13 protein-coding genes and 2 pseudogenes are annotated in these 26,603 nt (G+C 65.6%); 10 read left to right on the top strand and 5 right to left on the bottom strand.

Going from position 1 to position 26,603, the window contains the following annotated elements; genetic code table 11:
- Positions 1-26: 26 nt before the first annotated feature.
- The 5 genes and pseudogenes from tssH to N7590_RS14280 all read left to right on the top strand — a co-directional run bounded on the left by tssH (position 27) and on the right by N7590_RS14280 (position 10,221).
- Positions 27-2,780 (top strand): type VI secretion system ATPase TssH, encoded by a 2,754-nt coding sequence (gene tssH / locus N7590_RS14305; RefSeq protein WP_279935672.1) that lies wholly within the window; start codon positions 27-29, stop codon positions 2,778-2,780.
- A gap of 23 nt (positions 2,781-2,803) precedes the next feature.
- A complete protein-coding gene (locus N7590_RS14300) occupies positions 2,804-3,154 on the top strand; it encodes a hypothetical protein (protein WP_008268344.1) in 351 nt (116 codons plus the stop codon).
- A 119-nt stretch (positions 3,155-3,273) separates the two neighbouring features.
- Positions 3,274-6,165: a type VI secretion system Vgr family protein gene (gene tssI / locus N7590_RS14295; protein WP_239544075.1), complete on the top strand. Its 2,892-nt coding sequence runs from the start codon at positions 3,274-3,276 to the stop codon at positions 6,163-6,165.
- Between the two features lie 2,384 nt (positions 6,166-8,549).
- Positions 8,550-9,092 (top strand): annotated as a pseudogene (locus N7590_RS14285) (protein adenylyltransferase SelO family protein); the annotation flags it as partial.
- A 592-nt stretch (positions 9,093-9,684) separates the two neighbouring features.
- Positions 9,685-10,221 (top strand): adenine phosphoribosyltransferase, encoded by a 537-nt coding sequence (locus N7590_RS14280; protein ID WP_053512121.1) that lies wholly within the window; start codon positions 9,685-9,687, stop codon positions 10,219-10,221.
- A 174-nt stretch (positions 10,222-10,395) separates the two neighbouring features.
- Here the strand turns inward: N7590_RS14280 and dbpA are convergent, their stop codons facing one another.
- Complete coding sequence (dbpA, locus tag N7590_RS14275) at positions 10,396-11,772, bottom strand: ATP-dependent RNA helicase DbpA (RefSeq protein WP_164242992.1); 1,377 nt, start codon at positions 11,770-11,772, stop codon at positions 10,396-10,398.
- Between the two features lie 84 nt (positions 11,773-11,856).
- Positions 11,857-12,936, bottom strand: a complete 1,080-nt coding sequence (locus tag N7590_RS14270; RefSeq protein ID WP_279935669.1) for a YeiH family protein — start codon at positions 12,934-12,936, stop codon at positions 11,857-11,859.
- Positions 12,937-13,038: 102 nt separating this feature from the next.
- Here N7590_RS14270 and N7590_RS14265 point away from each other — a divergent pair, with 102 nt between their 5' ends.
- Positions 13,039-13,914 (top strand): LysR family transcriptional regulator, encoded by an 876-nt coding sequence (locus N7590_RS14265; RefSeq protein WP_053512119.1) that lies wholly within the window; start codon positions 13,039-13,041, stop codon positions 13,912-13,914.
- A gap of 288 nt (positions 13,915-14,202) precedes the next feature.
- Positions 14,203-16,083 (top strand): ATP-binding cassette domain-containing protein, encoded by a 1,881-nt coding sequence (locus N7590_RS14260; RefSeq protein WP_164242668.1) that lies wholly within the window; start codon positions 14,203-14,205, stop codon positions 16,081-16,083.
- A gap of 146 nt (positions 16,084-16,229) precedes the next feature.
- Here the strand turns inward: N7590_RS14260 and N7590_RS14255 are convergent, their stop codons facing one another.
- The 3 genes from N7590_RS14255 to N7590_RS14245 all read right to left on the bottom strand — a co-directional run bounded on the left by N7590_RS14255 (position 16,230) and on the right by N7590_RS14245 (position 18,572).
- Complete coding sequence (locus N7590_RS14255; RefSeq protein WP_279935668.1) at positions 16,230-17,633, bottom strand: RelA/SpoT domain-containing protein; 1,404 nt, start codon at positions 17,631-17,633, stop codon at positions 16,230-16,232.
- A gap of 78 nt (positions 17,634-17,711) precedes the next feature.
- Positions 17,712-18,173 carry a cytochrome c gene (locus N7590_RS14250; protein WP_164242666.1) on the bottom strand — a complete coding sequence of 154 codons (462 nt, stop codon included), beginning with the start codon at positions 18,171-18,173 and terminating at the stop codon, positions 17,712-17,714.
- 9 nt (positions 18,174-18,182) lie between these two features.
- On the bottom strand, positions 18,183-18,572 hold the full coding sequence (locus N7590_RS14245; protein ID WP_053449512.1) for a c-type cytochrome: 390 nt from the start codon (positions 18,570-18,572) through the stop codon (positions 18,183-18,185).
- Positions 18,573-18,777: 205 nt separating this feature from the next.
- On the opposite strand from N7590_RS14245, the gene N7590_RS14240 reads away from it, so the two are divergent.
- The 3 genes and pseudogenes from N7590_RS14240 to N7590_RS14230 all read left to right on the top strand — a co-directional run bounded on the left by N7590_RS14240 (position 18,778) and on the right by N7590_RS14230 (position 26,530).
- Positions 18,778-19,929: an efflux RND transporter periplasmic adaptor subunit gene (locus N7590_RS14240; protein WP_164242665.1), complete on the top strand. Its 1,152-nt coding sequence runs from the start codon at positions 18,778-18,780 to the stop codon at positions 19,927-19,929.
- 62 nt (positions 19,930-19,991) lie between these two features.
- Positions 19,992-23,447, top strand: a pseudogene (locus tag N7590_RS14235) (efflux RND transporter permease subunit); the annotation flags it as partial.
- A complete protein-coding gene (locus N7590_RS14230) occupies positions 23,444-26,530 on the top strand; it encodes an efflux RND transporter permease subunit (protein ID WP_164242663.1) in 3,087 nt (1,028 codons plus the stop codon). The pseudogene N7590_RS14235 and the gene N7590_RS14230, both read left to right, overlap by 4 nt.
- Positions 26,531-26,603 lie beyond the last annotated feature (73 nt).

The raw sequence follows: 26,603 nt of genomic DNA, 5'->3' as shown, positions 1-26,603 counted from the left end.
TTCCAGCAAGGAGTGCGCGTTTCCGCATGAGCATCAACCTCAAGACCCTGATCAGCAAACTGGACGACACCTGCCGGCAGGCCGCCGAACGGGCGGCGAACCTGTGCATGGCACGCGGCAACTACGAGGTGGACCTGGAACACCTGTTCCTGGCCCTGCTGGAACAGCCGCAGAGCGATTTCGTGTTGATCGCACGGCGCAGCGGCATCCTGCCCGAGTCGCTGGAACGCGATCTCAACGACGAGATCAGCCAGTTCAAGACCGGCAACAGCCGCACTCCGGTGTTCTCCCAGCACATTCCCAAGCTGTTCGAGCATGCCTGGCTGATCGCCTCGCTTGACTCGGAAACCACCCGCATCCGCAGCGGCCATCTGCTGCTGGCCCTGCTGACCGAACCCGACCTGGCGCAGCTGGCTTACCGGGGCTCCAAGCTCTTCGTGCGCTTCAAGCGCGACGAGCTCAAGCACGACTTCGCCAAGCTCACCGAGGGCTCGCAGGAAGCGGTGCAGACCGTGCGCTTCGCTGATGCCTCGGCCGGCGGTGAAGCGGGCGAGGACGAGGGTGCGGTGCCGGGCGAGGCCAAGGGCGGCCTGTCCAAGACGCCGGCCCTGGACCAGTTCACCACCAACCTGACCCAGCGGGCGCGCGATGGAAAAATCGACCCGGTGATCGGCCGCGATGGCGAGATCCGCCAGGTGATCGACATCCTGATGCGCCGTCGCCAGAACAATCCGATCCTTACCGGCGAGGCCGGCGTCGGCAAGACCGCCGTAGTCGAGGGGCTGGCCCGCCGCATCGCCGACAAGGACGTGCCGGACGTGCTGCAGGGGGTGGAGCTGCACACCTTGGACATGGGCCTGCTGCAGGCTGGCGCCAGCGTCAAGGGCGAATTCGAGAACCGCCTGAAGAACGTGATCGACGAGGTCAAGAAGAGCCCGCATCCGATCATCCTGTTCATCGACGAAGCGCACACCATGATCGGTGCCGGCGGTACCGCCGGCCAGAACGATGCAGCCAACCTGCTGAAGCCGGCACTGGCTCGCGGCGAGCTGCGCACCATCGCGGCCACCACCTGGGGCGAGTACAAGAAGTACTTCGAGAAGGACGCCGCGCTGGCGCGCCGCTTCCAGGTGGTGAAGGTCGAGGAACCGAGCGAGGCGCTGGCTGCGGCGATGCTGCGTGGCATGGTCGGGCTGATGGAGGCGCACTTCAACATCCGCGTGCTGGATGAGGCGGTGACCGAAGCAGTGCGCCTGTCGCACCGCTACATCAGCGGCCGCCAGCTGCCGGACAAGGCAGTCAGCGTGCTCGACACCGCGTGTGCGAAGGTCGCGCTGGGGCAGAGCGCCACTCCGGCGATCATCGAAGACACCCGCAAGCATCTGGACCGGCTGCAGGCGGAGATTTCCGCACTTCAGCGCGAGACGGCCGGTGGCAGCGACCAGCATGGCGAACGCCTGGCCGAACTGCATGCACAACAGGCCGAAGCGCAGGCCGTGCTGGCCAGCAACGAAGAGCGCCTGGGCCGCGAACGTGACCTGGCCCGCCGCATTGCCGTACTGCGCCAGCAGATGGAGCAGGGCGAGGCTGCATCGGGCGATCCCGAGCCGTCCAACGACGACAACGAAGGCGATGTTGCCGTGGCCAAGCCGGCTGCCAAGCGCGGCAAGGCCAAGGCCGAACTCTCGCCGCAGCACGCCGAGCTGGCGCGGTTGCAGGCCGAACTGCGTGAGCTGCAGGGCGAAACCCCGATGGTGCCGTTGCAGGTCGACGGCACGGTGGTCGCCGAGATCGTTTCGGCCTGGACCGGCGTGCCGCTGGGCCGCATGGTCAAGGACGAAATCCGCACCGTGCGTACCCTGGGCACCCTGCTGGTCGAGCGCGTGATCGGCCAGGACCATGCCCTGGATGCGATCGCCCAACGCGTGCGCACCGCCACCGCCAAGCTGGAAGACCCGAACAAGCCGCGCGGCGTGTTCATGTTCGTCGGCCCATCCGGCGTCGGCAAGACCGAGACCGCGCTGGCCCTGGCCGACATCCTGTATGGTGGCGAGCGCAAGCTGGTCACCATCAACATGAGCGAGTACCAGGAAGCGCACAGCGTGTCCGGCCTGAAGGGCTCGCCGCCGGGTTACGTGGGCTACGGAGAGGGTGGCGTGCTGACCGAGGCGGTGCGCCGCAACCCGTACAGCGTGGTGCTGCTGGATGAAGTCGAGAAGGCCCATCCGGACGTGCTGGAAATGTTCTTCCAGGTGTTCGACAAGGGCATGATGGATGATGCCGAAGGCCGTGAGATCGACTTCCGCAACACCCTCATCATCCTTACCTCCAACATCGGTTCCTCGCAGATCATGCAGGCCTGCCTGAACAAGCCGGCCGAAGAGATCCCCGGCGCGGAGGCATTGTCCGACGCGCTGCGCCCGGTACTGATGCGCACCTTCAAGCCGGCCTTCCTCGGTCGCCTGAAGGTGTTGCCGTATTACCCCATCAACGATGACGTGCTGGCGCAGATCATCACGCTCAAGCTCGGCCGCATCCGCGACCGCGTCATCGCCAATCACAAGGCCACCTTCAGCTGGGACGACAGCCTGGTGGAGGCCGTGCTTGCACGTTGCACCGAAGTGGACTCGGGTGCGCGCAACGTTGACCACATCCTCAATGGAACCCTGCTGCCGGAAATCGCCGAGAGCGTGCTGGCGGCAATGGCCGAAGGAAACCGGATCAACGCCATCAAGGTCACCGCCGGCAAGAAGGGTGACTTCAAATACAAAGTGTCATGACACTGAGCAGAAGGAGAACGCTGATGGAATTCTATGGATTTGACCGCGAAGCGGCCCTCAACCACTGCGACAGCCTGGAACTGGGGCTGGGCCGTGAACTGGACCGCGTGCGTGCCTGGAACCGGCTGCGCCCGGAGCATGTGATCGAGCTGCTGGATACCGCCGTACCGGCGGCCCGCCAGGACGCCCGCAACATCGCCGCACAGATCAGCCGCGGTTCCTGGCGCATCCACATGGACGCCCCGGTGGTCGGCAAGCCGCAGCTGGTGAGCAACGTACGCGAACTGCAGATCACCGCCGGCGGCCGCGATTACCGCCTGAAGATCAGCGAGGGCGTGCGCCTGCAGCTGGAAGAGATCGTCCAGGCGGCCTGATGGCCGTGCGTGCCTGCGCCCCGGTCGGGACGCAGGCCGCGCGGGCGCGGGAAGCGGAGTACACCGATGCGCATGCCGCATGCAGACCACCTTGAGGTACGGGAAGTAGGGGAAGCACCATGGATCTGGTAAACAACCTGCGGGCCGCGCTGGCCGGCCCTTCGCACGCCCAGCGCTTCCTGCGGCTGCACACGTCGCTGGGGAGCGATGTGCTGGTGGCCGAAACCCTCGATGGCGTCGAGCAGATCGACGGCATGGGTTTCCAGTGGACGATCACTGCACTGTCGCTGGATGCCGGTCTGTCACTGGCGCCGCTGATCGGGCAGGGCGCGCTGCTGCAGCTGCAGCAGGCCGACGGCAGCCTGCGCCCGTTGCACGGTCGCATCACCGCCGCCGAGCGGCTGGGCAGCAATGGCGGCCTGGCGCGCTATCGGCTGCGCCTGCAGCCGTGGCTGGCGTTCCTGTCGCAGCGGGTGGACAGCTACGTCTTCCACGACAAGACCGTGGTCGAGATCGTCGAGGACCTGTTCGCCGACTACAGCGGGCTGGCACCGGCCTGGCGCTGGTCGCTGGGTGACGCCAGCCAGTACGCGCGGCGCAGCCTGACCACGCAGTACCAGGAAAGCGACCTGGCCTTCGTGCAGCGGCTGCTGGCCGAGGAGGGCATCTATTACTGGTTCGAGCATGCCGGCGAGCCCGGCGGCGCGGACTTCGGCACGCACACCCTGGTGCTGGCCGACCACAGCAACGACACCGCGGCGCTGGGCCGCGTGCGCTTCCATCGGCGCGACGAGAGCGAGCGCAGCGACAGCGTGCAGCAGTGGTCCACCGCGCACCGCTGGCGGCCGGGCAAGGTCGAGCGTACGACCTGGGACTACCGCACCCTGGAGCGTCGCCAGGCCAGTGCCGAGGCCGGGCAGGGCAACGACCTGGGCATTGTCGACCGTGATACCTGCGGCCCCTATGGCTGGCAGGACAACGCACGCGGCCAGCGCCGCGCGCAGCAGCATCTGGACGCGCTGCGCGTGCGCGCCCATACCATCGACGGCGCCGGCCAATGGCGGGCACTGGCGCCGGGCGCGCGCTTTGGCCTGTCGCAGCACCCGCAGGTCGGCGAGGACGCACAGTTCCTGTGCCTGTCGGTGCTGCACCAGGCGCGCAACAACCTCGATGCCGACGTGTTCGACGCACTGGAACAGACCCTGGGTCCGTCCAGCGTGGCCGTGCCGGCGCTGCCGGACGCGCTGTCCGGGCTGGCCTATGGCCAGGCGCCGGGCGAGGTGTCCACCGCGTTCTACGACAACCGCTTCGTCGCCATCCCGGCCGAAGTGAACTACCGGCCACAGACCGAGGACGGCCACGGCGCGCACCTGCATCCGCGGCCGACCATCACCGGCACGCTCAGCGCGATCGTGGTCAGCGATGGCGACCCGCTGCTGTCCGACCGCGACCATCGCATCAAGGTGCAGTTCCCGTGGCAGCGCGGCGGCAACGCCAGCAGCGGCCTGGCCCATCCCGGCGGCGACGACAACGCCCCGGCCAACGGAGGCGCCTGGACCTGGGTGCGGGTGATGACCCCGTGGGCCGGCGACAACTGGGGCGGCGTGGTGCTGCCGCGGCGTGGGCAGGAAGTGCTGGTGGCGTTCCTGGAAGGCGATATCGACCGCCCGGTGGTGGTCGGTGCGGTCTACAACGGCCGTGGCCAGCAGGACGCACAGCACAACCAGATCAACGGTGGGGGCGCCACCGCCACCGGCAACGCCGCCGCCTGGTTCGAGGGCAACGACCACGCGGCGGTGTACACCGGCTTCAAGAGCCAGGCGCTGGCCGACAGCCAGGGTGGCACTGGCGGCTACCAGCAGCTGCGCTTCGACGACACGCCCGGGCAGGGCCGTGCGCAGCTGTCCACTACCCAGCACGAGACCACGCTGACCCTGGGGCATCTGAAGGGCGGCCAGGACAACGTGCGCGAGGGTGAGCGCGGCTTTGGCGTGGAGCTGTCCACGCAGGCACAGGGCGCGCTGCGTGCCGGACGCGGCCTGCTCCTGACCACCGAGCAGGGCACGCCGCAGATGGCCGCGCCGCAGGCATTGAGCCAGCTGCAGGAAAGCCAGCAACTGCTGCAGCAGCTGGCCGAATCGGCCGCCAACCAGCAGGCGCAGCTGCCCGGCGAGCCGAACGAACTGCCGGTGGACACCACCCTGACCGAGCTGCAGGAGACGCTGCGCGCCACCCACAGCGGCAGTGCCGCCGGCAGCATCGCCGGCGGCGATGGCGAGGCACCGGGCTGGAGCGCGCCGGTGCTGCTGGGCAGCGGCGTGGCCGGCGTGCTGAGCCTGACCCCGGCCGACCAGGTCTGGGTCAGTGGCACCCACACCACGCTGGCCAGTGGCGTGGCACTGAACTGGATGACGCAGGGCTCGCTGACGATGGCGGTGGCCGGCGGTCTGGTGCTGTATACCGCCGGCATACAGCCCGGCGGTGAAAGCCCGAACCAGGAGCGCGGCATCGCGCTGCACGCCGCGCAGGGCAAGGTGAGCGCGCGGGCGCACAAGAACCAGATGATCGTGGCGGCCAAGACCAAGGTACGCATCGCCAGTACCGAAGCGGACGTGCAGCTGTCGGCGCCGAGCAAGCATCTGCTGGCGACGGCGGCAGGGGCCTATATCCGGATCGAGGGCGACAACATCGAGCTGGGCGCGCCGGGCAAGGTGGAGTTCAAGGCGAGCCAGCGGGATTGGGTGGGGCCGGCGAGTGTCAACGCACCGCTGGTACTTCCTAATCCAGCTGACGCCTACAAGCTCAAGTACGTGCTTCGCGATTTCGCGGGACAGCCGATGCCGAACTCACCGTATGTGCTTGTGATGCCCGATGGCAGTACACGGGAAGGTACCACCAATGCGCAGGGTGAAACCGAGCAGGTGGTGACCAAGGGCCCGCAGAACATCCATCTCTTCGTTGGCGACGGTGAAACCAAGCACGAAGGCTATTACCTCAACGACGAAGCGTAAGCGCGCAGACCGCTACGGCGCGACAAGGAAGACACCATGGCAACTGGAAATTTCAGACTCTATTACCTGGCTGACAATGGCCAGCAGCGTCCCGCTGCGCAGGTCCGCTACCGGATCCTGCAGCTGCCTGATCGCAACGAGGTCGTCAATGGAACAACCGACGCACAGGGCCTCACGAAGTTCGTGAATACCACGCCGAATCCATTGCAGAACCCGTTGGACAAAGGTGTCAAGCCTGCTACGCAGGTGCCGTTCCTTCCGCCCTCAACAATACGATTCCAACTGGAAGTCTGGGACTTCGACCAGCGCAAGTGGGCGCAACCGGACTTCGCCGGCCGCCAGAAGAAGGCTGTCTCGCACGACATCGAGCTTCAGCTCAACAGCACCATCATGACGATGGCACCGATCCAGTGCGCGCTTGAACTGCAGCCCTATTTCCGGGTGAAGTTCCAGATGCAGGCCGACCAGAAGGCGCTACCCAATGCCCCTTACCTTGCCTATGCGGTGGATGCAAAGGGACGCGAAGTTGCTGGCAACGACGCGGCGGGCCGGCCAATCAAAGGAAATACCGACAAGAACGGCATGACGCCGCGCATTACCTGCAACGGGCGTCGTCGCTTCAATTTCAATCTGCCGGGAAGCAAGGTCGGCCGCAACACTGACATGCTGGAGCCATTGATCAAGGGACAGTCCACCACGCTATATGTGCTTGGCATGAAGAGCCAAGTAGCCATGAGCGAGTCTGGGCAGGGGCGGACAGCCAGAGTCGACGGCAAGATCAGCGCGCCCGCAGTTCTCAACGCCGAGGCACGCGAGCTGCTGTTGCTGACGCCGGATGTCTGGAACGAGTTCGAAGAACTCAGCGGCATGATCGAGAATACGATGGCCGGTCTGCACCGATCCAGGGCGAATCTTGACAATGCGTTGCAGGGGCGCGATGCCGAAGCAGTAGCCGCCGCCGAAAAGGCGTTGGGTATTGCTGAAGACAATGTGGCGAAGATGCTGAATGACAACTTCTCGAAGCTGACAGACTTGAAGGAGGTTGTCACCTTCGAGACCTACGACAAGGGCAGGCACGCAGGCAACGGAAGTCTGGCTGATCGTTCCGGCCTACGCCGTCGCTACATTCCCGCCAAGAAGTACGAGGAACTAAAGAAGCGGCGGATCATGGGTATTCCCACAGCGGTGAACACCTCTGTCGGCACCAAGGTCAAAGGTGGTCCGGTCAGTGGCTCCAGCGAGGGCAAGCACGAGGTGACCGGCACCAAGCCATTCGACGCGGCGGACTTCAAGAAGTCAATCCGTTCCATCACGCTGCAGGCGAAAGCCGAGACAAAGATGGATCCGTTCGTCTTCGACATCATCGACGCCGGCGGCAACGAGTTCGTGGAGCACGTCCAGAAAAGCGATTCATATGAAGTTGCGAGCGCTTCGCAGTGGCTGCGTTTTGTTGCGGGCGCAGGCGCCAGCAGCGCTGCTACGTGGAATCCTTCAAAGGGAGTTGCGGCAGCGAAGGCTGAGGCCAATGCCTCTGCCAAGTTGATTCTGTTTGAGGGGAAATGGACGCACAGCTACTCCGTTCCAAGCATCAAGGGATGGCAGATGCAGTTCGGGGATGTCGATCTTGGAGCGATCGTTTTTGTACTGGCCTGTGAGCTGTACGGGTTCGTTGGCGCCAAGGGCACGCTCGCCGGCTCTGCTGAAATCAAATACGTAGGCAAGAAGCCCGTTGCTACCGCCCAACAGCGCGACCGTTCGCAATCGCTCGCCGAGAATTTTGACAGCCAGCGGGGGCTGCCGCGCGCGCAGCTTGATCCAGCCCGGGTGCGCATGCTGGGCATGAATGAATCGGCTCCGAAGGGGAGCGGAGCGGGTGTTCAGCTGACCGCTGAGGTTTTCGCAGGCGTGGAGGGGGGGATCACGCCTTCTGGTGATCTGCGCTGGTTGCCGCCAGATCGCAAGGAACCTGTGAGCTTCGCCAAGATTGCATTGGATGTGGCAGTCAATGCGGGCGCAGGCGCAAGCGCGCAACTCAACATTTACTTCAACAGCGGGAAGTTCCGCATTCGTGCATCTGCACGACTCTGCTGGGGTGTAGGCGCAAAGGGGGCAGTGGATTTCGCCGTGGACGCAGGTGGCATGCAGGAATTCGTGAAATGGGTGTTCTACCAGTTGGCCCACTCCGGATTCATCAAGCTTACCTATATCGCGCAGGACGCATTCAACGTTCTCTCCAAGTTGTTGTTCATGGTCGTTGCAGAGGATAGCAGCATGGGCAAAGCACTGGCTCAGACCATCGACGAGATCAATGATCGCTTCGACAGGCTGCAGGGGAGGCTGCAACGGGCGAGCGCTCGTGATGCACTGGTCAATCGAATCAACAGCAAGCCGGACTGGCTCAGTCCACCTTCGTGGCATGCACGCGTCGCGATGCCGCCGCCAAGCTCGGCCTGGCCGCGGCCGACGATGACGACCTGCAGCTCTACCTGCGCTGGCAGCAACTGATGCAGGACGGCGCCATGGACATGACCCTGGCCTGGCGCGCGCTGATGTGGGTCGATCCGGCGGCACCGGATGCGGCGGTGCTGGACGCGGTGTACTACGACGAGACGCGCCAGCAGGCGGTGCGGGCGCCGCTGCAGCAGTGGCTGCAGGACTACGCGACGCGGTTGCGCGCCGATCCGCTGTCGGCCGACGAGCGCGCTGCGAAGATGGGCGCCGCCAATCCGCTGTACGTGCTGCGCAACTGGCTGGCGCAGGAGGCGATCGACCGCGCGGAGCAGGGTGACCTCGGTGGCGTGCACGCCCTGCAGGACGTGCTGCGCGACCCGTATACCGAACGCGCCGGGCTCGAGCACTTCGCCGGCAAGCGCCCGGCCTGGGCCGACAACCGCGCCGGCTGCTCGATGCTGTCCTGCAGTTCCTGAGGGGGGGGCTTTTGCAGGGCTGCGCCCTGCACCCGCAGAGGCGAGGTCAACAGCCAGAGCAAAAGCTGGATTCCGTGGTTTGGCGGGGCGGTGTCGGAGTGCGGGGACGCCGCAAGTACGTCCCTGTAGGCTTGGCAGCCGCATCCATGCGGCTGACACCCCGCACTCCGACACCGTCCCACCTCCGACAGATTTCCGGCTGCTGCAGGTAGGTGTCGACCTTGGTCGACACGTGGATCCACGCCAAGCGTGGATGTATTTCATTGAATTCTCGAAATATTCGATTTCGATGGAGATTCATCCACGCATGGCGTGGATCTGCTGCAGATCGCAGAAATCTGTCGAAGGCGGGGTGGGTCCGGTTGCGGGAGTGTCCGCGGCATGGATGCCGCGGCCAAGCCCCCAGGGATGGGTTTACGGCGTCTCCCGCAACCGGACCCACCCCGCCATCCCTCGGAATGCGGCTTTTGCTTTCGACTTTGCTTGCGCGTTGGCCTCTGCAGGCGCCGGGCGCAGCCCGGCCGATACCCCTCAACAGGCAGGCAACGGCCGGAACAGGTACCCTATGCCGCCATCAGATAGCCAACGTGACATGACCGACGCCCTCGTCGCTCCGCAGTGGGCCTCCCGCCTGCGCGACATCGCCGACTTCCCCAAGCCCGGCATCCTCTTCAAGGACATCATGCCGCTGCTCGCCCACGGCGAGGACTTCCGTGGTGCGATCACCGCGATGGCCGACCGTTGGCGCGACCAGAAGCTGGACGCGGTGGTCGGCATTGAATCGCGTGGCTTCATCCTCGGCGCCGCGATGGCGCTGGAACTGGGCGTGGGCTTCGTGCCGGTACGCAAGCCGGGCAAGCTGCCGGGCCAGGTGCTACGCGAGGAGTACACGCTGGAATACCGCAGCGACTGCATCGAAGTGCACGCCGATGCGCTGCCGGCCGGTGCCCGCGTGGCGATCATCGATGACGTGCTGGCCACCGGCGGCACGCTGGTCGCTGCGCTGTCGCTGGTGCGCCGCCTGGGCGTTGAGGTGGTCGGTGCCGGCGTGCTGGTCGAGCTGGACGGCCTGGGTGGCCGTGCCCGCTGGGAAGCGGAGCTGCCGCTGCACACCGAACTGGTGTTCTGATCGTAGGGTGAGTGCCAACCAAGGTTGGCACCTACCAGAGCGAACCGCCGTGAACCGGTAGTTGCCAACCTTGGTTGGCATCGCCTTTCGCAACCGACGCCATGGACGGGCCAACCAAGGTTGGCCGCTAACAGGTCATGCCGTTGCCAACCTTGGTTGGCAACGCTGCTTCAATCACATCATCCGCACGCGGAATCGACGGCCCTTGATCTTGCCGGCTTCCAGCTTCGCCACGGCCTTGTTGGCCTGCTCGCGGGAGATCGCCACGTAGGAGCGGGTCGGGAAAATCGCGATCTTGCCGATGAACTTGCTCGACAGGCCGGCGTCACCGGTCAGTGCGCCGAGGATATCGCCCGGGCGCAGCTTGTCGGTCTTGCCACCATCGATGCGCAGCGTGCGCATCGCCGCCTGCGGCAGTTCGGCCGGGCGCGAGGTTGCCAGCGGCGTTTTCTGCCAGTCCAGCGGCTGACCCATCTGCGCTTCGATCGCTTCGGCACGGGTCTTCTCGCGGCCGGCCACCAGGCTGATCGCCAGGCCACTGGCACCGGCACGGCCGGTACGGCCCACGCGGTGCTGGTAGCTCTCCACGTCGGTCGGCAGTTCGTAGTTGATCACCGCCGCCAGCTCTTCCACGTCCAGCCCGCGCGCGGCCACGTCGCTGGCCACCAACACGTTGCAGCTGCGGTTGGCCAGCAGCAGCAGCACTTCCTCGCGGTCGCGCTGTTCCATGTCACCGTGCAGGGCGAGGGCGGAGAAGCCGAACTGCTGCAGCGAGTTGGCTACTTCGTCCACGTCCTTGCGGGTGTTGCAGAACACCACCGCCGATTCGGGCGTGTACTTCAGCAGCAGGCCAGCCAGCGCCTTCTGGCGGTGGGCCGGTTCAACCTCGCAGAACAGGTGGCGGATGGCCGGTGCCTGGTCGGCGCCTTCCACGGTCACTTCCACCGCATCGCGCAGCAGGTCGCGTGCCATGGCGCGGATGCTGTCGGGGAAGGTGGCCGAGAACAGCAGGCTCTGGCGGTCCTTGTGGGTGCGGCCGGCGATCTCGCGGATCGGCTCCTCGAAGCCCATGTCGAGCATGCGGTCGGCCTCGTCCAGCACCAGCGTGCGCACCGCACCCAGGTTCAACGCGCGCTTGCGCGCCAGTTCCTGCACGCGGCCGGGGGTACCGACCACCACGTGCGGGTCATGGCCTTCCAGCGACGCCAGCTGCGGGCCCAGCGGCACGCCACCCACCAGCAGCAGCAGCTTCAGGTTGGGAATGCCGGTGGCCAGCTTGCGGATCTGCTTGCCGACCTGGTCGGCCAGTTCGCGGGTCGGGCACAGCACCAGCGCCTGCACGCGGATCAGGCTGGGGTCGATGGACTGCAGCAGGCCCAGGCCGAAGGCGGCGGTCTTGCCGCTGCCGGTCGGCGCCTGTGCGATCACATCACGGCCATCCAGGATGGCCGGCAGGCTCTGCGCCTGCACGGGGGTGAGGGTGGTGTAGCCGAGGGCATCCAGGCCGGGCTGCAGGGCCGGGCTCAGCGGCAGGGTCGAGAAGTCAGTCATGGCGCATTGTACCCGTCCGCGCGGCAGCTCCCGTCCTGGGGCCTTCATCCATGTGGGTGCCGACCTTGGTCGGCACACTCCTGCTCAGCCCAGCACCGCCAGCACGCCCTGGTGGATCGCCAGCCCACCGAACAGCAGCCAGGCGAACAGGATCAGCGCCAGCAGCAGCGGCTTCAGCCCCGCCTGGCGCAGCGCCGAGACGTGGGTGGTCAGGCCGAGTGCGGCCATCGCCATCGCCAGCAGCACCGTATCCAGCTGCACCAGCCCGGCCTGCAAACCAGCCGGCAGCAGATGCAGCGAGTTGAACCCGGCCACCGCCACGAAACCAAACGCGAACCACGGCACCACAATGCGCGCCTTGCTGCCGTCGGCGCTGGCCTTGCCACCACGCGCCAGCCACAGCGACAGTGCGACCAGGAACGGTGCCAGCAGCATCACCCGCACCATCTTGGTGATCACTGCGGTATCGGCCGCCGCTTCGCTGACCGCACGGCCTGCGGCCACCACCTGCGCCACTTCATGCACTGTCGCGCCGGTGAACAGGCCGTACTGGCGTGCGTCCATGGCCAGCCAGCCGTGTGACTGCACCAGTGCATACAGCGCGGGGTACAGGAACATCGCCAGCGTGCCGAACACCACCACCGTCGACACCGCGACGGTGACCTGCGCCGCACGGCCGCGCACCACCGGCTCGGCGGCCATCACCGCCGCCGCGCCGCAGATTGCGCTGCCGGCACCGATCAGCATTGCCGCCTCGCGCTCCATCCTGAAAACACGCACACCCAGCCAGCAGGCCAGGCCGAAGGTGCTGGCCACTACCAGCACGTCCATCAGCACGCCGCTGACGCCGACATGGCCGATGTCCTGGAAGGTCAGGCGCAGGCCGTAGAGCACGATGCCGGCGCGTAGCAGCCAGTGCTTGGAAAAGCCGACACCGGCTGCGCTGCTCGGCGCCAGCCGCGGGTACAAGGTGTTGCCGACCACGATGCCCACCACGATGGCCACGGTCAGCGCGCTCAGGCCGTGCGCCTGCAGCCAGGGAAGCTCGGCCAGGTACAGCGACGCCGCCGCGATCAGGCCCACCAGCAGCAGGCCGGGCAGGCGCGGCTGCCAGCGTTGGCGCAGGGCGGGCAGGGACCAGGGGGAGAGGGCAGGGGCATTCATGACGGGGGCGGGGCGGAAATGATGGCGCCAGCGTGCGCCTGTGCGATTGACCTGTAAAACGAATAATATGGGTGAAAGCTACCTATCAAGCGGGTAATTGTCATGCGCCTGACCTTGCGCCAGCTGCAGGTCTTCGTCGCCATCGCTGACCACGGCAGCACCACCGCTGCGGGCCAGGCCATCGCGCTCTCGCAGTCGGCCAGCAGCGCCGCCCTGCAGGAGTTGGAGGCACATTTCGGCACCCCGCTGTTCGACCGCATCGGCCGTCGCCTGGCCCTGAACGGGCACGGCCGCGCGTTGCTGGAGCCGGCGCGCGCGTTGCTGGTCAATGCCGCCGACCTGGAGCGACAGCTGGCCGCGGGCGGCGACCCGGCGCAGGGTGCACCGCTGCGGCTGGTGCTGGCCGCCAGTACCACCATCGGCAACTACCTGCTGCCGCCGCGCATCGCCGAGCTGCTGCGGCAGGCGCCACAGGCCGAGGTCGACCTGCGCATCGACAACAGTGCCGGCGTGGTCGCTGCCGTGCAGCGGCTGGACGTCGACGCGGGCCTGATCGAGGGCCCGTGCCACGAGCGCGGCCTGCAGGTGACCGCCTGGCAGCAGGATCCGTTGGTGATCGTCGCGGCCGCCGACGCCCCGGCGCGATGGACATTGGATGAACTGCGCAGCGCCCGCTGGCTGCTGCGCGAACCCGGCTCTGGTACCCGCGAGGCGGTCGAACAGGCCCTGCTGCCGCACCTGCGCGGATTCGCCCAGACCCTGCAGCTGGGCAATACCGAAGCGATCAAGCAGGCCGCCATCGCCGGCCTCGGCCTGGCCTGCCTCTCGCGTCACGCGCTGGAAGAGCCGCTGGCTCTCGGCCGCCTGCGCGTGCTGGAGACCCCGCTGCCCACTCTGCAGCGCACCCTGTGGCTGGTACGCCACCCGGGCAAGCACTGGTTGCCGGGCTTGCAGGCGTTGCTGGGGGAAGTGGGGTAAGCCATCAGATTCCCATGTGCCGACCAAGGTCGGCACCCACCAGAGCAGAATGCCGCTCTGGCAGATCGCGGAAATCTGGCGAAGGCGGGGTGGGTCCGGTTGCGGGGGTGTCCGCGGCATGGATGCCGCGGCCAAGCCCCCAAGGATGGGTTTACGGCGTCCCCCGCAACCGGACCCATCCCGCCATCCCACAGGAAACCAGCTTTTGACGTTGCTTTGGCTGCGGCCGTTGCCTCTGCGGGTGCCGGGTGCAACCCGGCCGACGCCCCCAACCCGTACAATATCCGGATGCCTCTGATTACTCTGCAGAACGTCGACTTCAGCGTCGGCGGCCCGTTGTTGCTGGAAAAGGCCGAACTGTCGATCGAGCCGGGCGAACGCATCGCCCTAATCGGCCGCAACGGCGCCGGCAAATCCACCCTGCTCAAGCTGCTGTCCGGCGACCACAAGCCCGATGACGGCGAAGTCCGCGTGCAGCAGGGCGTGCGCGTCACACGCCTGGAGCAGGAAGTGCCGCATGGCGCTGCCGGCTCGGTGTTCGACGTCGTGGCCGATGGCCTGGGCGAACTGGGCCAGTGGCTGGCCGAGTTCCACCATCTCAGCCACGCCGAAGTCTTCGATGGCGAAGCGCTCGGCAACGTGCAGGCCAAGATCGACGCCGCCAACGGCTGGGGACTGGACCAGCGCGTCAGCGAAACCCTGACCAAGCTCGACCTCGACGGCGAAGCCGAGTTCGGCCGCCTGTCCGGCGGCATGAAGCGCCGCGTGCTGCTGGCGCGCGCGCTGGTGTCCAGCCCCGATGTGCTGCTGCTGGACGAACCGACCAACCACCTCGACATCGAAGCCATCGATTGGCTCGAAGCGTTCCTGAAGGGCTGGAGCGGCAGCGTGGTGTTCGTCACCCATGACCGCCGCTTCCTGCGTGCACTGGCCACCCGCATCGTCGAGATCGACCGCGGCCAGGTCACCAGCTGGCCGGGCGACTGGGCCAACTACGAGCGCCGCCGCGAGGAACGCCTCAACGCGCAGGCGCAGGAAAACGCCCGCTTTGACAAGCTGCTGGCGCAGGAAGAAGTCTGGATCCGCCAGGGCATCAAGGCGCGCCGTACCCGTGACGAAGGCCGCGTGCGCCGCCTGAAGGCGATGCGCACCGAACGTTCGCAGCGCCGCGATCTCAGCGGCAACGTCAAGATGGAAGCCGCGCAGGGCGTCAGCTCGGGCAAGAAGGTCATCGACGTCAAGGATATTTCGTTCGCCTTCGGCGAGCGCACGATGGTCCGTGACTTCAGCACCACCATCCTGCGTGGCGACCGCATCGGCCTGATCGGCCCCAACGGCAGTGGCAAGACCACCTTGCTGAAGCTGTTGCTGGGTGAACTGCAGCCGGCCAAGGGTGAGGTCAACCCTGGTACCAACCTGCAGATCGCCTATTTCGACCAGTACCGCGCGGTGCTGCGCGAAGACTGGAGCGCGATCGAGAACGTGGCCGAAGGCCGTGATTTCCTCGAGTTCAACGGCAAGCGCAAGCACGTGCATGCCTACCTGCAGGACTTCATGTTCACCCCGGAACGCGCGCGTGCGCCGATCACCCGCCTGTCCGGTGGCGAGCGCAACCGCCTGCTGCTGGCCAAGCTGTTCGCGCAGCCGTCCAACCTGCTGGTGATGGACGAACCGACCAACGACCTCGACGTGGAAACCCTGGAGCTGCTGGAAGAACTGCTGGGCGAGTACACCGGCACCCTGCTGCTGGTCAGCCACGACCGTGACTTCATCGACAACGTGGTGACCTCCACGCTGGTGATGGAAGGCGACGGCGTGATCGGTGAGTACGTGGGTGGCTACAGCGACTGGCAGCGCTATGCCGCCAGCGTGGCAGCCCCTGCCGCGGCCCCGGTCGCCAAGCCCGCGGCAGCGGCGCCGGCCGCAACGGCTGCGGCTCCTGCAGCGCCCAAGCGCAAGCTGGCCTACAAGGAAGCGCGCGAACTGGAACAGCTGCCCAAGACCATCGAGAGGCTGGAAGGCGACGTCGAAGGGCTGACCTCGGCGATGAACGACCCGTCGTTCTACACCCGCAGCAGTGCCGAAGTGACCGCGCACACCCAGCAGCTGGCCAAGGTCCAGGCCGAGCTGGATGCCGCGTACGCGCGCTGGGAAGAGCTGGAAGGCTGAAGCGAGGAAAGCTCGGTCAATGCATCAAAGCAATGCATGATTGGAAAGATAAAGTGCGGACAAAGGTCTGCACTTTGCTTGGGTTAGGTGGCCACTTCCAGTTGGTATCTCCTTTTTTGGGAGAGCAGACTACTTGGAAGAGCTGATTACTTCCCCGTGAACTTCTTGTAACTCTTCACTCGAGTGATGGGTATGCGCTTTTTACGGCCGGAAATGCGTTCTTCGTGGTTCCATGCATCAAACAGTGTCGAGCGCATTGGAGGAATGAGCTCGGCGGCGCGCTCAGACGTAATAAAGCTAGTCCAGGTGAGCCACGTCGGCAGTGATGCGTTTTGATAAGAACCCATTCTCACAGGTGGGAGGGTGGGCGAAGATCCTAGTCCTGCGCTTGCAGTCACATCCTGCCACTGATTTAGCTTCGATAGCTCCATCGGCAAGTTGAGTGCTGTTGATAGGGAGGGAGGGGCAGGTGGAATTCGGTTTACTCTAGCGGTCGGATAGTGTCTTGGCTTCTCGCACAAGCGAGAAACTCGATCTATGAAGACACCCGCATCGAGGAAGTAGTTGGGGTAAGTTCGGCGCAGCTGATGTATTGTCCCGCCAGCGACTAGAACCGGGTTGAGTGGTTGTCCCTGAGCTGCGAGCTCTTCGACAGCTGCGTAACTCTCGTTTGCCTCGTCCAGTTTTGATTCAGAGAACTGCGTGACTTTTAGCATCCTGGTTTCTGTGTTTAGAACCACCAGATGATAGGCTGCGGGTGAGCTCCTTCCGTTCTGTATTGAATCTGCGGCAATTCTGAAACCGCGCAGCATAAAAAGGACGTCCAAATTCCTTTCAGCTTCCGCTAGGTCTTTGCTTATTTCATCGATGCCAAGTCCGCGGTAGTCTTCATGAGGGGGGGTGCCTTCTTGGATAGCAAATGCTGCACTCGCTAGTTTAAAGAAGCGCGCCCAATCTGGGTGAGGTCGTCCAGCCTTGATTGCCTGTTTCGCAAATATGTCGACAGTCTCGACTGCGGTTGCCCACGCATGTTGAAGGCGGGTTCTAAGCTGTAGTTCTACCGAAAGTCCATTATATTGAGGAGCCTTGGCGCTTTCGTAGCGATAGACCAAGTGGATGCTCCGGTAGCCATCTTCTTTTGGGGACTGTACGTAATCGTAAGTGTTGCGAAGCTCGTGCCTTAGCGCTCTTTCGCAGTATATCTCGTGAATTTTCTTCAGTGCAGAAATATCAGGAACAACCGCGCGCAGTCCGGCTACGTCCTGCATTCGTTCCAGTTTCATCCCGCGCTGACGGTGAAGTTTTGCTTCAATCGATGGTAGTCGCTTCAGACGTTCGCCAACTAAAGAGCGCTCAGCTGTTCGATTTCCAAGCTTTTTGAGGCGCTGCCTCAGCGTTGCTTGAAAAGTGTTAAGAGGGTATGCGTGAGCAGCGCGCCAGTTAGTAATAATTGGCATTACGGCCGCAATTTGTTCAGGATTCCCTTGATAGAGGATTTCTCCTGCACGGCGAATTTGACCTCGGGTGTACTCCAGCTTTACAAATCCCATTTCAATCCCTTGAACAGAAAATCATGGGAAGGTGCCCGCCCATGATTTTATTAAAAAGGATCTGGTGGCGGCTTACGGTCATTTGACCCCGTGCAGATCCCGCAGCTGGCTCTGCCGGCTGCCAAAGTACGCCGCCAGATCGGCGATGTCCTGATCACTCAGGTCCTTGGCCTGCGGCGTCATCAGCGCATGCTGGCGGTCACCGGCGCGGTAGGCCTGCAGGGCATGCGCCAGGTAGTCACCGTACTGGCCACCCAGCTTCGGATAGGTCGCATCGATCGGCGCATTGCCGTCAGCGCCGTGGCAGTCGATGCAGCTCTGGTTGGTGGCCTTGCCCTTCACCTTGGCGCGGGCTTCGCCGGCGGCCTCGCGGCCTGCAGGCAGGCCGGCCGATGAAGAAGAACCGTGTTCGCCGCTGGCATGGCCCGGGTCGGCGGCGGATTTCTCGCTGTTTTCCACCTGCGACTGCGAACAGGCGGCCAGCAGCAGGGCAACGGACAGGGCGATGGCATGACGCATCGGATGCGCGGCTTTCGACATGGGCGGGCCTTACTTGACGGTGGACAGGTAAACAGAGAGATCGGCGATCTCCTGTTCGCTGAAGCTCATCGACTGCGCCTGCATCGTTGGATGCCGGCGCTTGCCCTGGCGGTACTCGGTCAGGGCCTGGGCCAGGTACTGCTGGGTCTGGCCGCCGATCTTCGGCACCCGGTAACTGGGGTAGGCGTTCTTGTAGCCGGTGATGCCGTGGCACCCCTGGCAGGTGTAGGCCAGGACGCGGCCATTGTCGAAGTTGCCGGTAGGGGCGGCAGGTGCCGTGGCAGCGGCGGGAGCCGGGGCCGGGGCAGGTGTGGCAGGAGCAGGAGCGGGCTGTGCGGCGGCCCCAAGGGGCAGGAGGACGGCCAGAGCGAGACAAGCGGCGAGCGGCTGCGGGCGCATGGTGTCGTTTCCGGGGATTCGGGTCTGGTCGTTCCGGCGTGGGGTACGGAACGCCCCGAGTATAGCCTCAGGTTTCATCTAGCTGAAATGGGGGTGGGCCGACCAGCGGCGTGAAGACACCATGACCTTTGGGATATGGTGTAGCCGTGAAGTGGTGCATTACTTTGCTACCACACCTGTCCACGCATCCTCCAGGGACCTGACGATGTCGCATCCAACCTTCCTGTCCGGCCGTCGCAGCGGAATCTGCGCTGCCGCACTGCTGATCTCCACCTCCCTGCTGCTGGGCGGTTGCGCCGCAGGGCCCAATTCCGAAGCCAAGGCCGCCGAGACCAAGGAGGAGAAGAAGGTCGATGCGGTCCCGGTCGAAGTGGCGGTGGCCAGCCACCGCGCGGTCGCGGCCAGCTACACCGGCACCGCTGCACTGGAACCGCGCGCCGAATCGCAGGTGGTGGCCAAGACCTCCGGCGTGGCGTTGGCGGTGCTGGTCGAGGAAGGGCAGCGGGTGACCGCCGGCCAGCCGCTGGTGCGGCTGGACCCGGACCGCGCGCGCCTGGCCGTGGCGCAGAGCGAAGCGCAGATGCGCAAGCTGGAAAACAACTACCAGCGCGCACAGAAGCTGGTTGGCCAGCAGATGGTCAGCGCCGCCGATGTCGACCAGCTGCGCTTTGACCTGGAAAACGTCCGCGCGCAGTACCGCCTGGCCACGCTGGAACTGTCCTACACCACGGTGGTGGCGCCGATCTCCGGCGTCATCGCGTCGCGCTCGATCAAGACCGGCAACTTCGTGCAGATCAACACGCCGATCTTCCGCATCGTCGACAACTCGCGGCTGGAAGCCACGCTCAACGTCCCCGAGCGCGAGCTGGCCACCTTGCGTGCCGGCCAGCCGGTGACGCTGGTTGCCGATGCGCTGCCGGGCCAGAGTTTCACCGGCACCGTCGATCGCATCGCACCGGTGGTCGATTCGGGCAGCGGCACGTTTCGCGTGGTCAGCGCCTTCGACGGTGCCGCGCACGCGCTGCAGCCCGGCATGTTCGGGCGCATCCGCATCGATTACGACCAGCGTGCCGATGCGCTCGTGGTGCCGCGCCTTTCGTTGCTCGACGACGGTGAGCCGGCGGTGTTCCGGGTGCGCGAAGGCAAGGTCGCACGGGTTCCGGTCAAGCTGGGTTACGCCGAGGGCCCGTGGGTGGAGATCCGTGATGGCCTGGCGGCCGGTGATCAGGTGGTCACCGCCGGCAAGGTCGCCCTGCGCGACGGCACCGCGGTGCAGGTGATTGCTGATCCGAAGGCCAAGGCGAAAACGGTCGCAGCGTCCGCCACGCCGACAGACAAGGCCGGGAGCAAGCAATGACCGCCCCGGGCCACGACCACGGTGCCTCGCCGGCGAGCGACGGCGCCGCCGCCGGCCTGCGCGGCGGCCTGGTGGAATTCGCCACCCGCCGCCGCGTGACCATCGCCATGTGCACGGTCACCCTGCTGCTGTTCGGCCTGATCGCGCTGGGCAACCTCAAGGTCAACCTGCTGCCCGACCTGAGCTACCCGACGCTGACCGTGCGTACCGAGTACACCGGTTCGGCGCCGACCGAAATCGAAACCCTGATCACCCAGCCGGTCGAAGAAGCGGTCGGCGTGGTCAAGAACCTGCGCAAGCTGAAGTCGGTTTCGCGCACCGGCCAGAGCGACGTGGTGCTCGAGTTCGCCTGGGGCACCAACATGGACCAGGCCAGCCTGGAGGTGCGCGACAAGATGGAAGCGCTGAACCTGCCGCTGGAGGCGAAGGCCCCGGTGCTGCTGCGCTTCAACCCGTCCACCGAGCCGATCATGCGCCTGGTGCTGTCGAGCAGGACCGCGCCGGCCAGCGATGCCGATGCGATCCGCGAGCTGACCGGCCTGCGCCGTTATGCCGATGAAGACCTGAAGAAGAAGCTGGAGCCGGTCTCCGGCGTGGCCGCGGTCAAGGTCGGCGGTGGCCTGGAAGACGAGATCCAGGTCGACATCGACCAGCAGAAGCTGGCGCAGCTGAACCTGCCGATCGACACCGTCATCAAGCGCCTGAAGGACGAGAACATCAACATCTCCGGCGGCCGCCTGGAAGAAGGTTCGCAGCGTTTCCTGGTGCGCACCGTCAACCAGTTCGCCGATCTGGAAGAGATCCGCAACCTGCTGGTCACCACCCAGGGAAGCAATGGCAGCGCGGCTGATTCGGCGCTGCAGCAGATGTTCAATATCGCTGCGTCGACCGGCTCGGCGGCAGCCATCGCGGCGGCCTCGGCGGCGCAGAGCGCATCGTCCGGCGGCGGTTCCAGCGTGGTCGCCAACGGTGTGCCGGTGCGCCTGAAGGACGTGGCCACCGTGCGCCAGGGCTACAAGGAGCGCGAAGCGGTGATCCGCCTGGGCGGCAAGGAATCGGTCGAGCTGGCGATCTACAAGGAAGGCGACGCCAACACCGTCTCCACCGCCGAGGCGTTGCGCAAGCGCCTGGAGCAGATCAAGGGCACGTTCCCGGCCGACGTCGAGATGACCACCATCGAGGACCAGTCGCGCTTCATCGAGCACGCCATCGCCGACGTCAAGAAGGACGCGGTGATCGGTGGCCTGCTGGCGATCCTGATCATCTTCCTGTTCCTGCGCGATGGCTGGAGCACGTTCGTGATCAGCCTGTCGCTGCCGGTCTCGATCATCGCCACGTTCTTCTTCATGGGACAGCTCGGCCTGAGCTTGAACGTGATGTCGCTGGGCGGCCTGGCGCTGGCCACCGGCCTGGTGGTGGATGACTCGATCGTGGTGCTGGAAAGCATCGCCAAGGCCCGCGAGCGTGGCCTGGGCATCCTGCAGGCGGCCATCGCCGGTACCCGCGAAGTGAGCATGGCCGTGGTCGCCTCGACGCTGACCACCATCGCCGTGTTCCTGCCGCTGGTGTTCGTCGACGGCATCGCCGGCCAGCTGTTCCGCGACCAGGCGTTGACGGTGGCGATCGCCATCGCGATCTCGCTGCTGGTGTCGATGACGCTGATCCCGATGCTGAGCTCGCTGAAGGGACGGCCACCGCTGGCGTTCCCGGAAGAGGCACCGAATGAACCGTGGCAGCCGCAGAACCGCTGGCAGAAGCCGGTCGCGCTGGGCCGCCGTGGCGTCGTCGCAACCGCGCGCTGGGGCTTCTATGCGCTGGCCTGGCTGGTGGTACGCCTGTGGCGCGGCGTGGTGGCGGTGGTCGGCCCGGTGATGCGCAAGGCCAGCGATCTGGCGATGAAGCCCTACGCGGGTGCCGAGCGCGGCTATCTGCGCCTGCTGCCGAGCGCGCTGGCCCACCCGGGCAAGGTGCTGGGCGTGGCCACGATCATCTTCGTGGCGACCATGGCGCTGGTGCCGATGCTCGGTGCCGACCTGATTCCGCAGCTGGCGCAGGACCGTTTCGAAATGACGGTGAAGCTGCCGGCCGGCACGCCGCTGAAGCAGACCGATGCGCTGGTGCGCGAACTGCAGCTGGCACACGGCAAGGGCGAGGGAGTGGCATCGCTGTACGGCGTCAGTGGCAGCGGCACCCGCCTGGATGCGAGCCCGACCGAAAGCGGCGAGAACATCGGCAAGCTGACCGTGGTGATGGAAGGCGGCGGCAACGCACGCACCGAAGCGGCCATCACCGAACGCCTGCGCAGCACCATGGGCCAGCATCCGGGCGCCCAGGTCGATTTCGCACGGCCGGCGTTGTTCAGCTTCTCCACGCCGCTGGAAATCGAACTGCGCGGGCAGGACATGGCGACCCTGGAAGTGGCCGGCCAGCGCCTGGCGGCGATGCTGCGCGGCAATGCGCACTACGCCGACGTGAAGTCGACGGTGGAAGAGGGTTTCCCGGAAATCCAGATCCGCTTCGACCAGGAACGTGCCGGTGCACTCGGCCTGACCACCCGCCAGATCGCCGACGTGGTGGTGAAGAAGGTGCGCGGCGACGTCGCCACCCGCTACAGCTTCCGCGACCGCAAGATCGACGTGCTGGTGCGTGCGCAGGAAGGCGACCGCGCCAGCGTGGAGAGCATCCGCCGGCTGATCGTCAACCCGGGCAGCACGCGCCCGGTCACCCTGGACGCGGTGGCCGATGTGGTCGCCACCACCGGTCCGAGCGAGATCCACCGTGCCGATCAGACACGCGTGGCAGTGGTGTCGGCCAACCTGCGCGACATCGATCTCGGCGCGGCCATGCGCGAAGTGCAGCAGATGGTGGCCGAGCAGCCGCTGGGTGCGGGCGTTGGCCTGCACATCGGCGGCCAGGGCGAGGAGCTGGCACAGGCGGCGAAGTCGCTGATCTTCGCCTTCGGCCTGGCGATCTTCCTGGTCTACCTGGTGATGGCTTCGCAGTTCGAGTCGCTGCTGCATCCGTTCGTGATCCTGTTCACCATCCCGCTGGCGCTGGTCGGTGCGATCCTGGCGCTGATGCTGACCGGCAAGCCGATTTCGGTGGTGGTGTTCATCGGCCTGATCCTGCTGGTCGGCCTGGTCACCAAGAACGCGATCATCCTGATCGACAAGGTCAACCAGCTGCGCGAGGCCGGCGTGGCCAAGCACGAGGCACTCGTAGAGGGAGCGCGCTCGCGCCTGCGGCCGATCATCATGACCACCCTGTGCACGCTGTTCGGCTTCCTGCCGCTGGCGGTGGCGATGGGCGAGGGTGCCGAAGTACGCGCGCCGATGGCGATCACCGTGATCGGCGGCCTGCTGGTATCGACCCTGCTGACCCTGCTGGTGATCCCGGTGGTGTATGACCTGATGGACCGTCGCGGCGATGCCTACTACCGCGAGCGCGGCCGCAAGCATGCAGGTGAGATCGAGCCCGGCGCCGCCGGCAGCGCGGCAGGTGCGGAGGAGCCGGCATGAGTGTTGCCGAGTTCTCCATCCGCCGTCCGGTCACCACCATCATGTGCTTCGTGTCGCTGGTGGTGATCGGCCTGATCGCTTCGTTCCGGTTGCCGCTGGAAGCGCTGCCGGACATCTCCGCGCCGTTCCTGTTCGTGCAGATCCCGTACACCGGTTCGACCCCGGAGGAAGTGGAGCGGACCATCATCCGCCCGGTCGAGGAGTCTCTGGCGACGATGACCGGGATCAAGCGCATGCGCTCGTCGGCGACCTCCGAAGCGGCGCTGATCTACATCGAGTTCAGCGACTGGGACCGTGATATCGCCATCGCTGCCTCCGATGCCCGCGAGCGCATCGATGCGATCCGCAGCGACCTGCCCGACGACCTGCAGCGCTACAACGTGTTCAAGTGGTCCAGCAGCGACCAGCCGGTCCTGAAGGTGCGCCTGGCCAGTACCACCGACCTGACCACCGCCTATGACATGCTCGACCGCGAGTTCAAGCGGCGCATCGAGCGTATTCCGGGCGTGGCCCGCGTCGATATCACTGGTGCGCCGCCGAACGAGGTGGAGATCGCCATCGATCCGAACCGGCTCAACGCGCACGGGCTGAGCATCAACGAACTGAGCGAGCGCCTGCGCACGCTGAACTTCTCGATCTCGGCCGGGCAGATCGATGACAACGGCCAGCGCGTGCGCGTGCAGCCGGTGGGCGAGATCACCGACCTGCAGGAGATGCGTGACCTGGTGATCAACGCCAAGGGCCTGCGTCTGGGCGACATTGCCGATGTTCGGCTGAAGCCGGCGCGCATGAACTACGGGCGCCGCCTGGACGGCAACCCGGCGGTCGGCCTGGACATCTTCAAGGAGCGCAGCGCCAACCTGGTGGAGGTCTCACGTGCCGCGCTGGCCGAGGTCGAATCGATCCGCGCCGAGGCGTCGATGCGCGACGTGCAGATCAAGGTGATCGACAACCAGGGCAAGGCGGTGACGTCATCGCTGCTGGAGCTGGCCGAGGCCGGTGCCGTAGGCCTGATCCTGTCGATCACGGTGCTGTTTTTCTTCCTGCGTCATTGGCCGTCCACGCTGATGGTGACGCTGGCGATCCCGATCTGCTTCACCATCACGCTGGGCTTCATGTACTTCGTTGGGGTGACGCTGAACATCCTGACCATGATGGGCCTGCTGCTGGCGGTGGGCATGCTGGTCGACAACGCCGTGGTGGTGGTGGAGAGCATCTACCAGGAACGCGAGCGCATGCCCGGGCAGCCGCGGCTGGCTTCGATCATCGGCACCCGCAACGTGGCCATCGCGCTCAGCGCGGGCACGTTGTGCCACTGCATCGTGTTCGTGCCGAACCTGTTCGGCGAGACCAACAACATCAGCATCTTCATGTCGCAGATCGCGATCACCATCTCGGTCTCGCTGCTGGCTTCGTGGCTGGTCGCGGTCAGCCTGATCCCGATGCTGTCCGCGCGCATGGCCACGCCCAAGCTGGTGCACTCGCAGACCGGCATGATCGCGCGGCTGCAGCGCCGTTACGCAACGCTGCTGGACTGGTCGCTGCACCATCGCGGCTGGAGCCTGCTCGGCATCGTGCTGGTGGTGCTGGTCAGCCTGGTGCCGATGAAGCTGACCAAGATAGACATGTTCGGCGGTGACGGCGGCAAGGACATTTTCATCGGCTACATGTGGAAGGGCGCCTACACCTACCGCCAGATGTCCGATGAAGTGGCACGGGTGGAGAACTGGATCGACCAGAACCGCGAGCGCCTGCACGTGAAGCAGGTCTATTCCTGGTACAGCGAGCAGGAAGGCAGCTCGACCGTGGTCACCCTGGACGAGAAGTACGCCAAGGACATAAAGGCGCTGCAGGAAGAGCTGCGCAAGGGTCTTCCGAAGTCGGCCCGCACCGACTACTTCGTCGGCAACCAGGGCGGCGACGGTGGCGGCGGTGGCAACCAGGGCGTGCAGGTGCAGCTGGTCGGCGACTCCAGTTCGATGCTGCAGGAAATCGGCCAGGAAGTGGTGCCGCTGCTGGCCCAGCGCGCCGAACTGCGCGACGTGCGCATCGACAACGGCGAGAAGGGCGGCGAACTGAAGGTTCGCGTCGATCGCGAGCGTGCCGCGGCATTCGGCTTCAATGCCGAGCAGGTGGCCAGCTTCGTCGGCCTGGCGCTGCGTGGCGCACCGATGCGCGAGTTCCGCCGCGGCGACAACGAGGTGCCGGTGTGGGTGCGCTTCGCCGGTGCCGAGCAGAGCAGCCCGGAAGACCTGGCCGGCTTCAGCGTGCGTACCGGTGATGGCCGCAGCGTGCCGCTGCTGAGCCTGGTCACCGTCGATGTCGGTTCGTCCGCCACCCAGATCGGTCGTACCAACCGCCAGACCACGCTGACCATCAAGGCCAACCTGGCCGAGAAGGTCACCGCGCCGGATGGCCGCAAGGCGATGGAAGCGGTGCTCAAGCCGATGAACTTCCCGGCCGGCTACGGCTTCACCTTCGACGGCGGCGACTACGGCAACGACGACGAGGCGATGCAGCAGATGGTGTTCAACCTGCTCATCGCGCTGGTGATGATCTACGTGGTGATGGCGGCGGTGTTCGAATCGCTGCTGTTCCCGGCGGCGATCATGAGCGGCGTGCTGTTCTCGATCTTTGGCGTGTTCTGGCTGTTCTGGATCACCGGCACCTCGTTCGGAATCATGTCCTTCATCGGCATCCTGGTGCTCATGGGCGTGGTGGTGAACAACGGCATCGTGATGATCGAGCACATCAACAACCTGCGGCGCGGCGGCATGGGCCGCACCCAGGCGCTGGTGGAAGGCTCACGCGAGCGCCTGCGCCCGATCATGATGACCATGGGCACGGCGATCCTGGCGATGGTGCCGATCTCGCTGACCAATACGCAGATGTTCGGCAATGGCCCGGAGTACGCGCCGATGGCGCGCGCGATCGCCGGAGGCCTGGCGTTCTCGACCGTGGTCAGCCTGCTGTTCCTGCCGACGATCTACGCGGTGCTGGACGACCTGCGCAGTGCGGTTACGCGACTGATTCGGCGTGCGCGCGGCCTGGAAATGGTAGAGCCGGGCGCTGCCCGGCTGTAATGCGCGACAACGTGTTGTGGTGTGGGGGAGGCCGGTCGTAGTGGGGCGGCCTCCCCCTTTTTTCGTTCGCCGC

The sequence above is a fragment of the Stenotrophomonas sp. GD04024 genome (assembly GCF_029837545.1).
In the GTDB taxonomy this organism is placed as follows: domain Bacteria; phylum Pseudomonadota; class Gammaproteobacteria; order Xanthomonadales; family Xanthomonadaceae; genus Stenotrophomonas; species Stenotrophomonas forensis.
The sequence above is the reverse complement of the archived record's forward strand: the minus strand, read 5'-3'. Positions and strand labels throughout refer to the sequence as shown.

Excerpts from the sequence above, each read along its gene's own strand:
- N7590_RS14245 (WP_053449512.1), bottom strand. The coding sequence starts at position 18,572 with ATGCGCCCGCAGCCGCTCGCCGCTTGTCTCGCTCTGGCCGTCCTCCTG.
- N7590_RS14270 (WP_279935669.1), bottom strand. The coding sequence starts at position 12,936 with ATGAATGCCCCTGCCCTCTCCCCCTGGTCCCTGCCCGCCCTGCGCCAA.
- dbpA (WP_164242992.1), bottom strand. The coding sequence starts at position 11,772 with ATGACTGACTTCTCGACCCTGCCGCTGAGCCCGGCCCTGCAGCCCGGC.
- tssI (WP_239544075.1), top strand. The coding sequence starts at position 3,274 with ATGGATCTGGTAAACAACCTGCGGGCCGCGCTGGCCGGCCCTTCGCAC.
- N7590_RS14265 (WP_053512119.1), top strand. The coding sequence starts at position 13,039 with ATGCGCCTGACCTTGCGCCAGCTGCAGGTCTTCGTCGCCATCGCTGAC.
- N7590_RS14300 (WP_008268344.1), top strand. The coding sequence starts at position 2,804 with ATGGAATTCTATGGATTTGACCGCGAAGCGGCCCTCAACCACTGCGAC.
- N7590_RS14240 (WP_164242665.1), top strand. The coding sequence starts at position 18,778 with ATGTCGCATCCAACCTTCCTGTCCGGCCGTCGCAGCGGAATCTGCGCT.
- tssH (WP_279935672.1), top strand. The coding sequence starts at position 27 with ATGAGCATCAACCTCAAGACCCTGATCAGCAAACTGGACGACACCTGC.
- N7590_RS14230 (WP_164242663.1), top strand. The coding sequence starts at position 23,444 with ATGAGTGTTGCCGAGTTCTCCATCCGCCGTCCGGTCACCACCATCATG.
- N7590_RS14280 (WP_053512121.1), top strand. The coding sequence starts at position 9,685 with ATGACCGACGCCCTCGTCGCTCCGCAGTGGGCCTCCCGCCTGCGCGAC.
- N7590_RS14260 (WP_164242668.1), top strand. The coding sequence starts at position 14,203 with ATGCCTCTGATTACTCTGCAGAACGTCGACTTCAGCGTCGGCGGCCCG.
- N7590_RS14255 (WP_279935668.1), bottom strand. The coding sequence starts at position 17,633 with ATGGGATTTGTAAAGCTGGAGTACACCCGAGGTCAAATTCGCCGTGCA.
- N7590_RS14250 (WP_164242666.1), bottom strand. The coding sequence starts at position 18,173 with ATGTCGAAAGCCGCGCATCCGATGCGTCATGCCATCGCCCTGTCCGTT.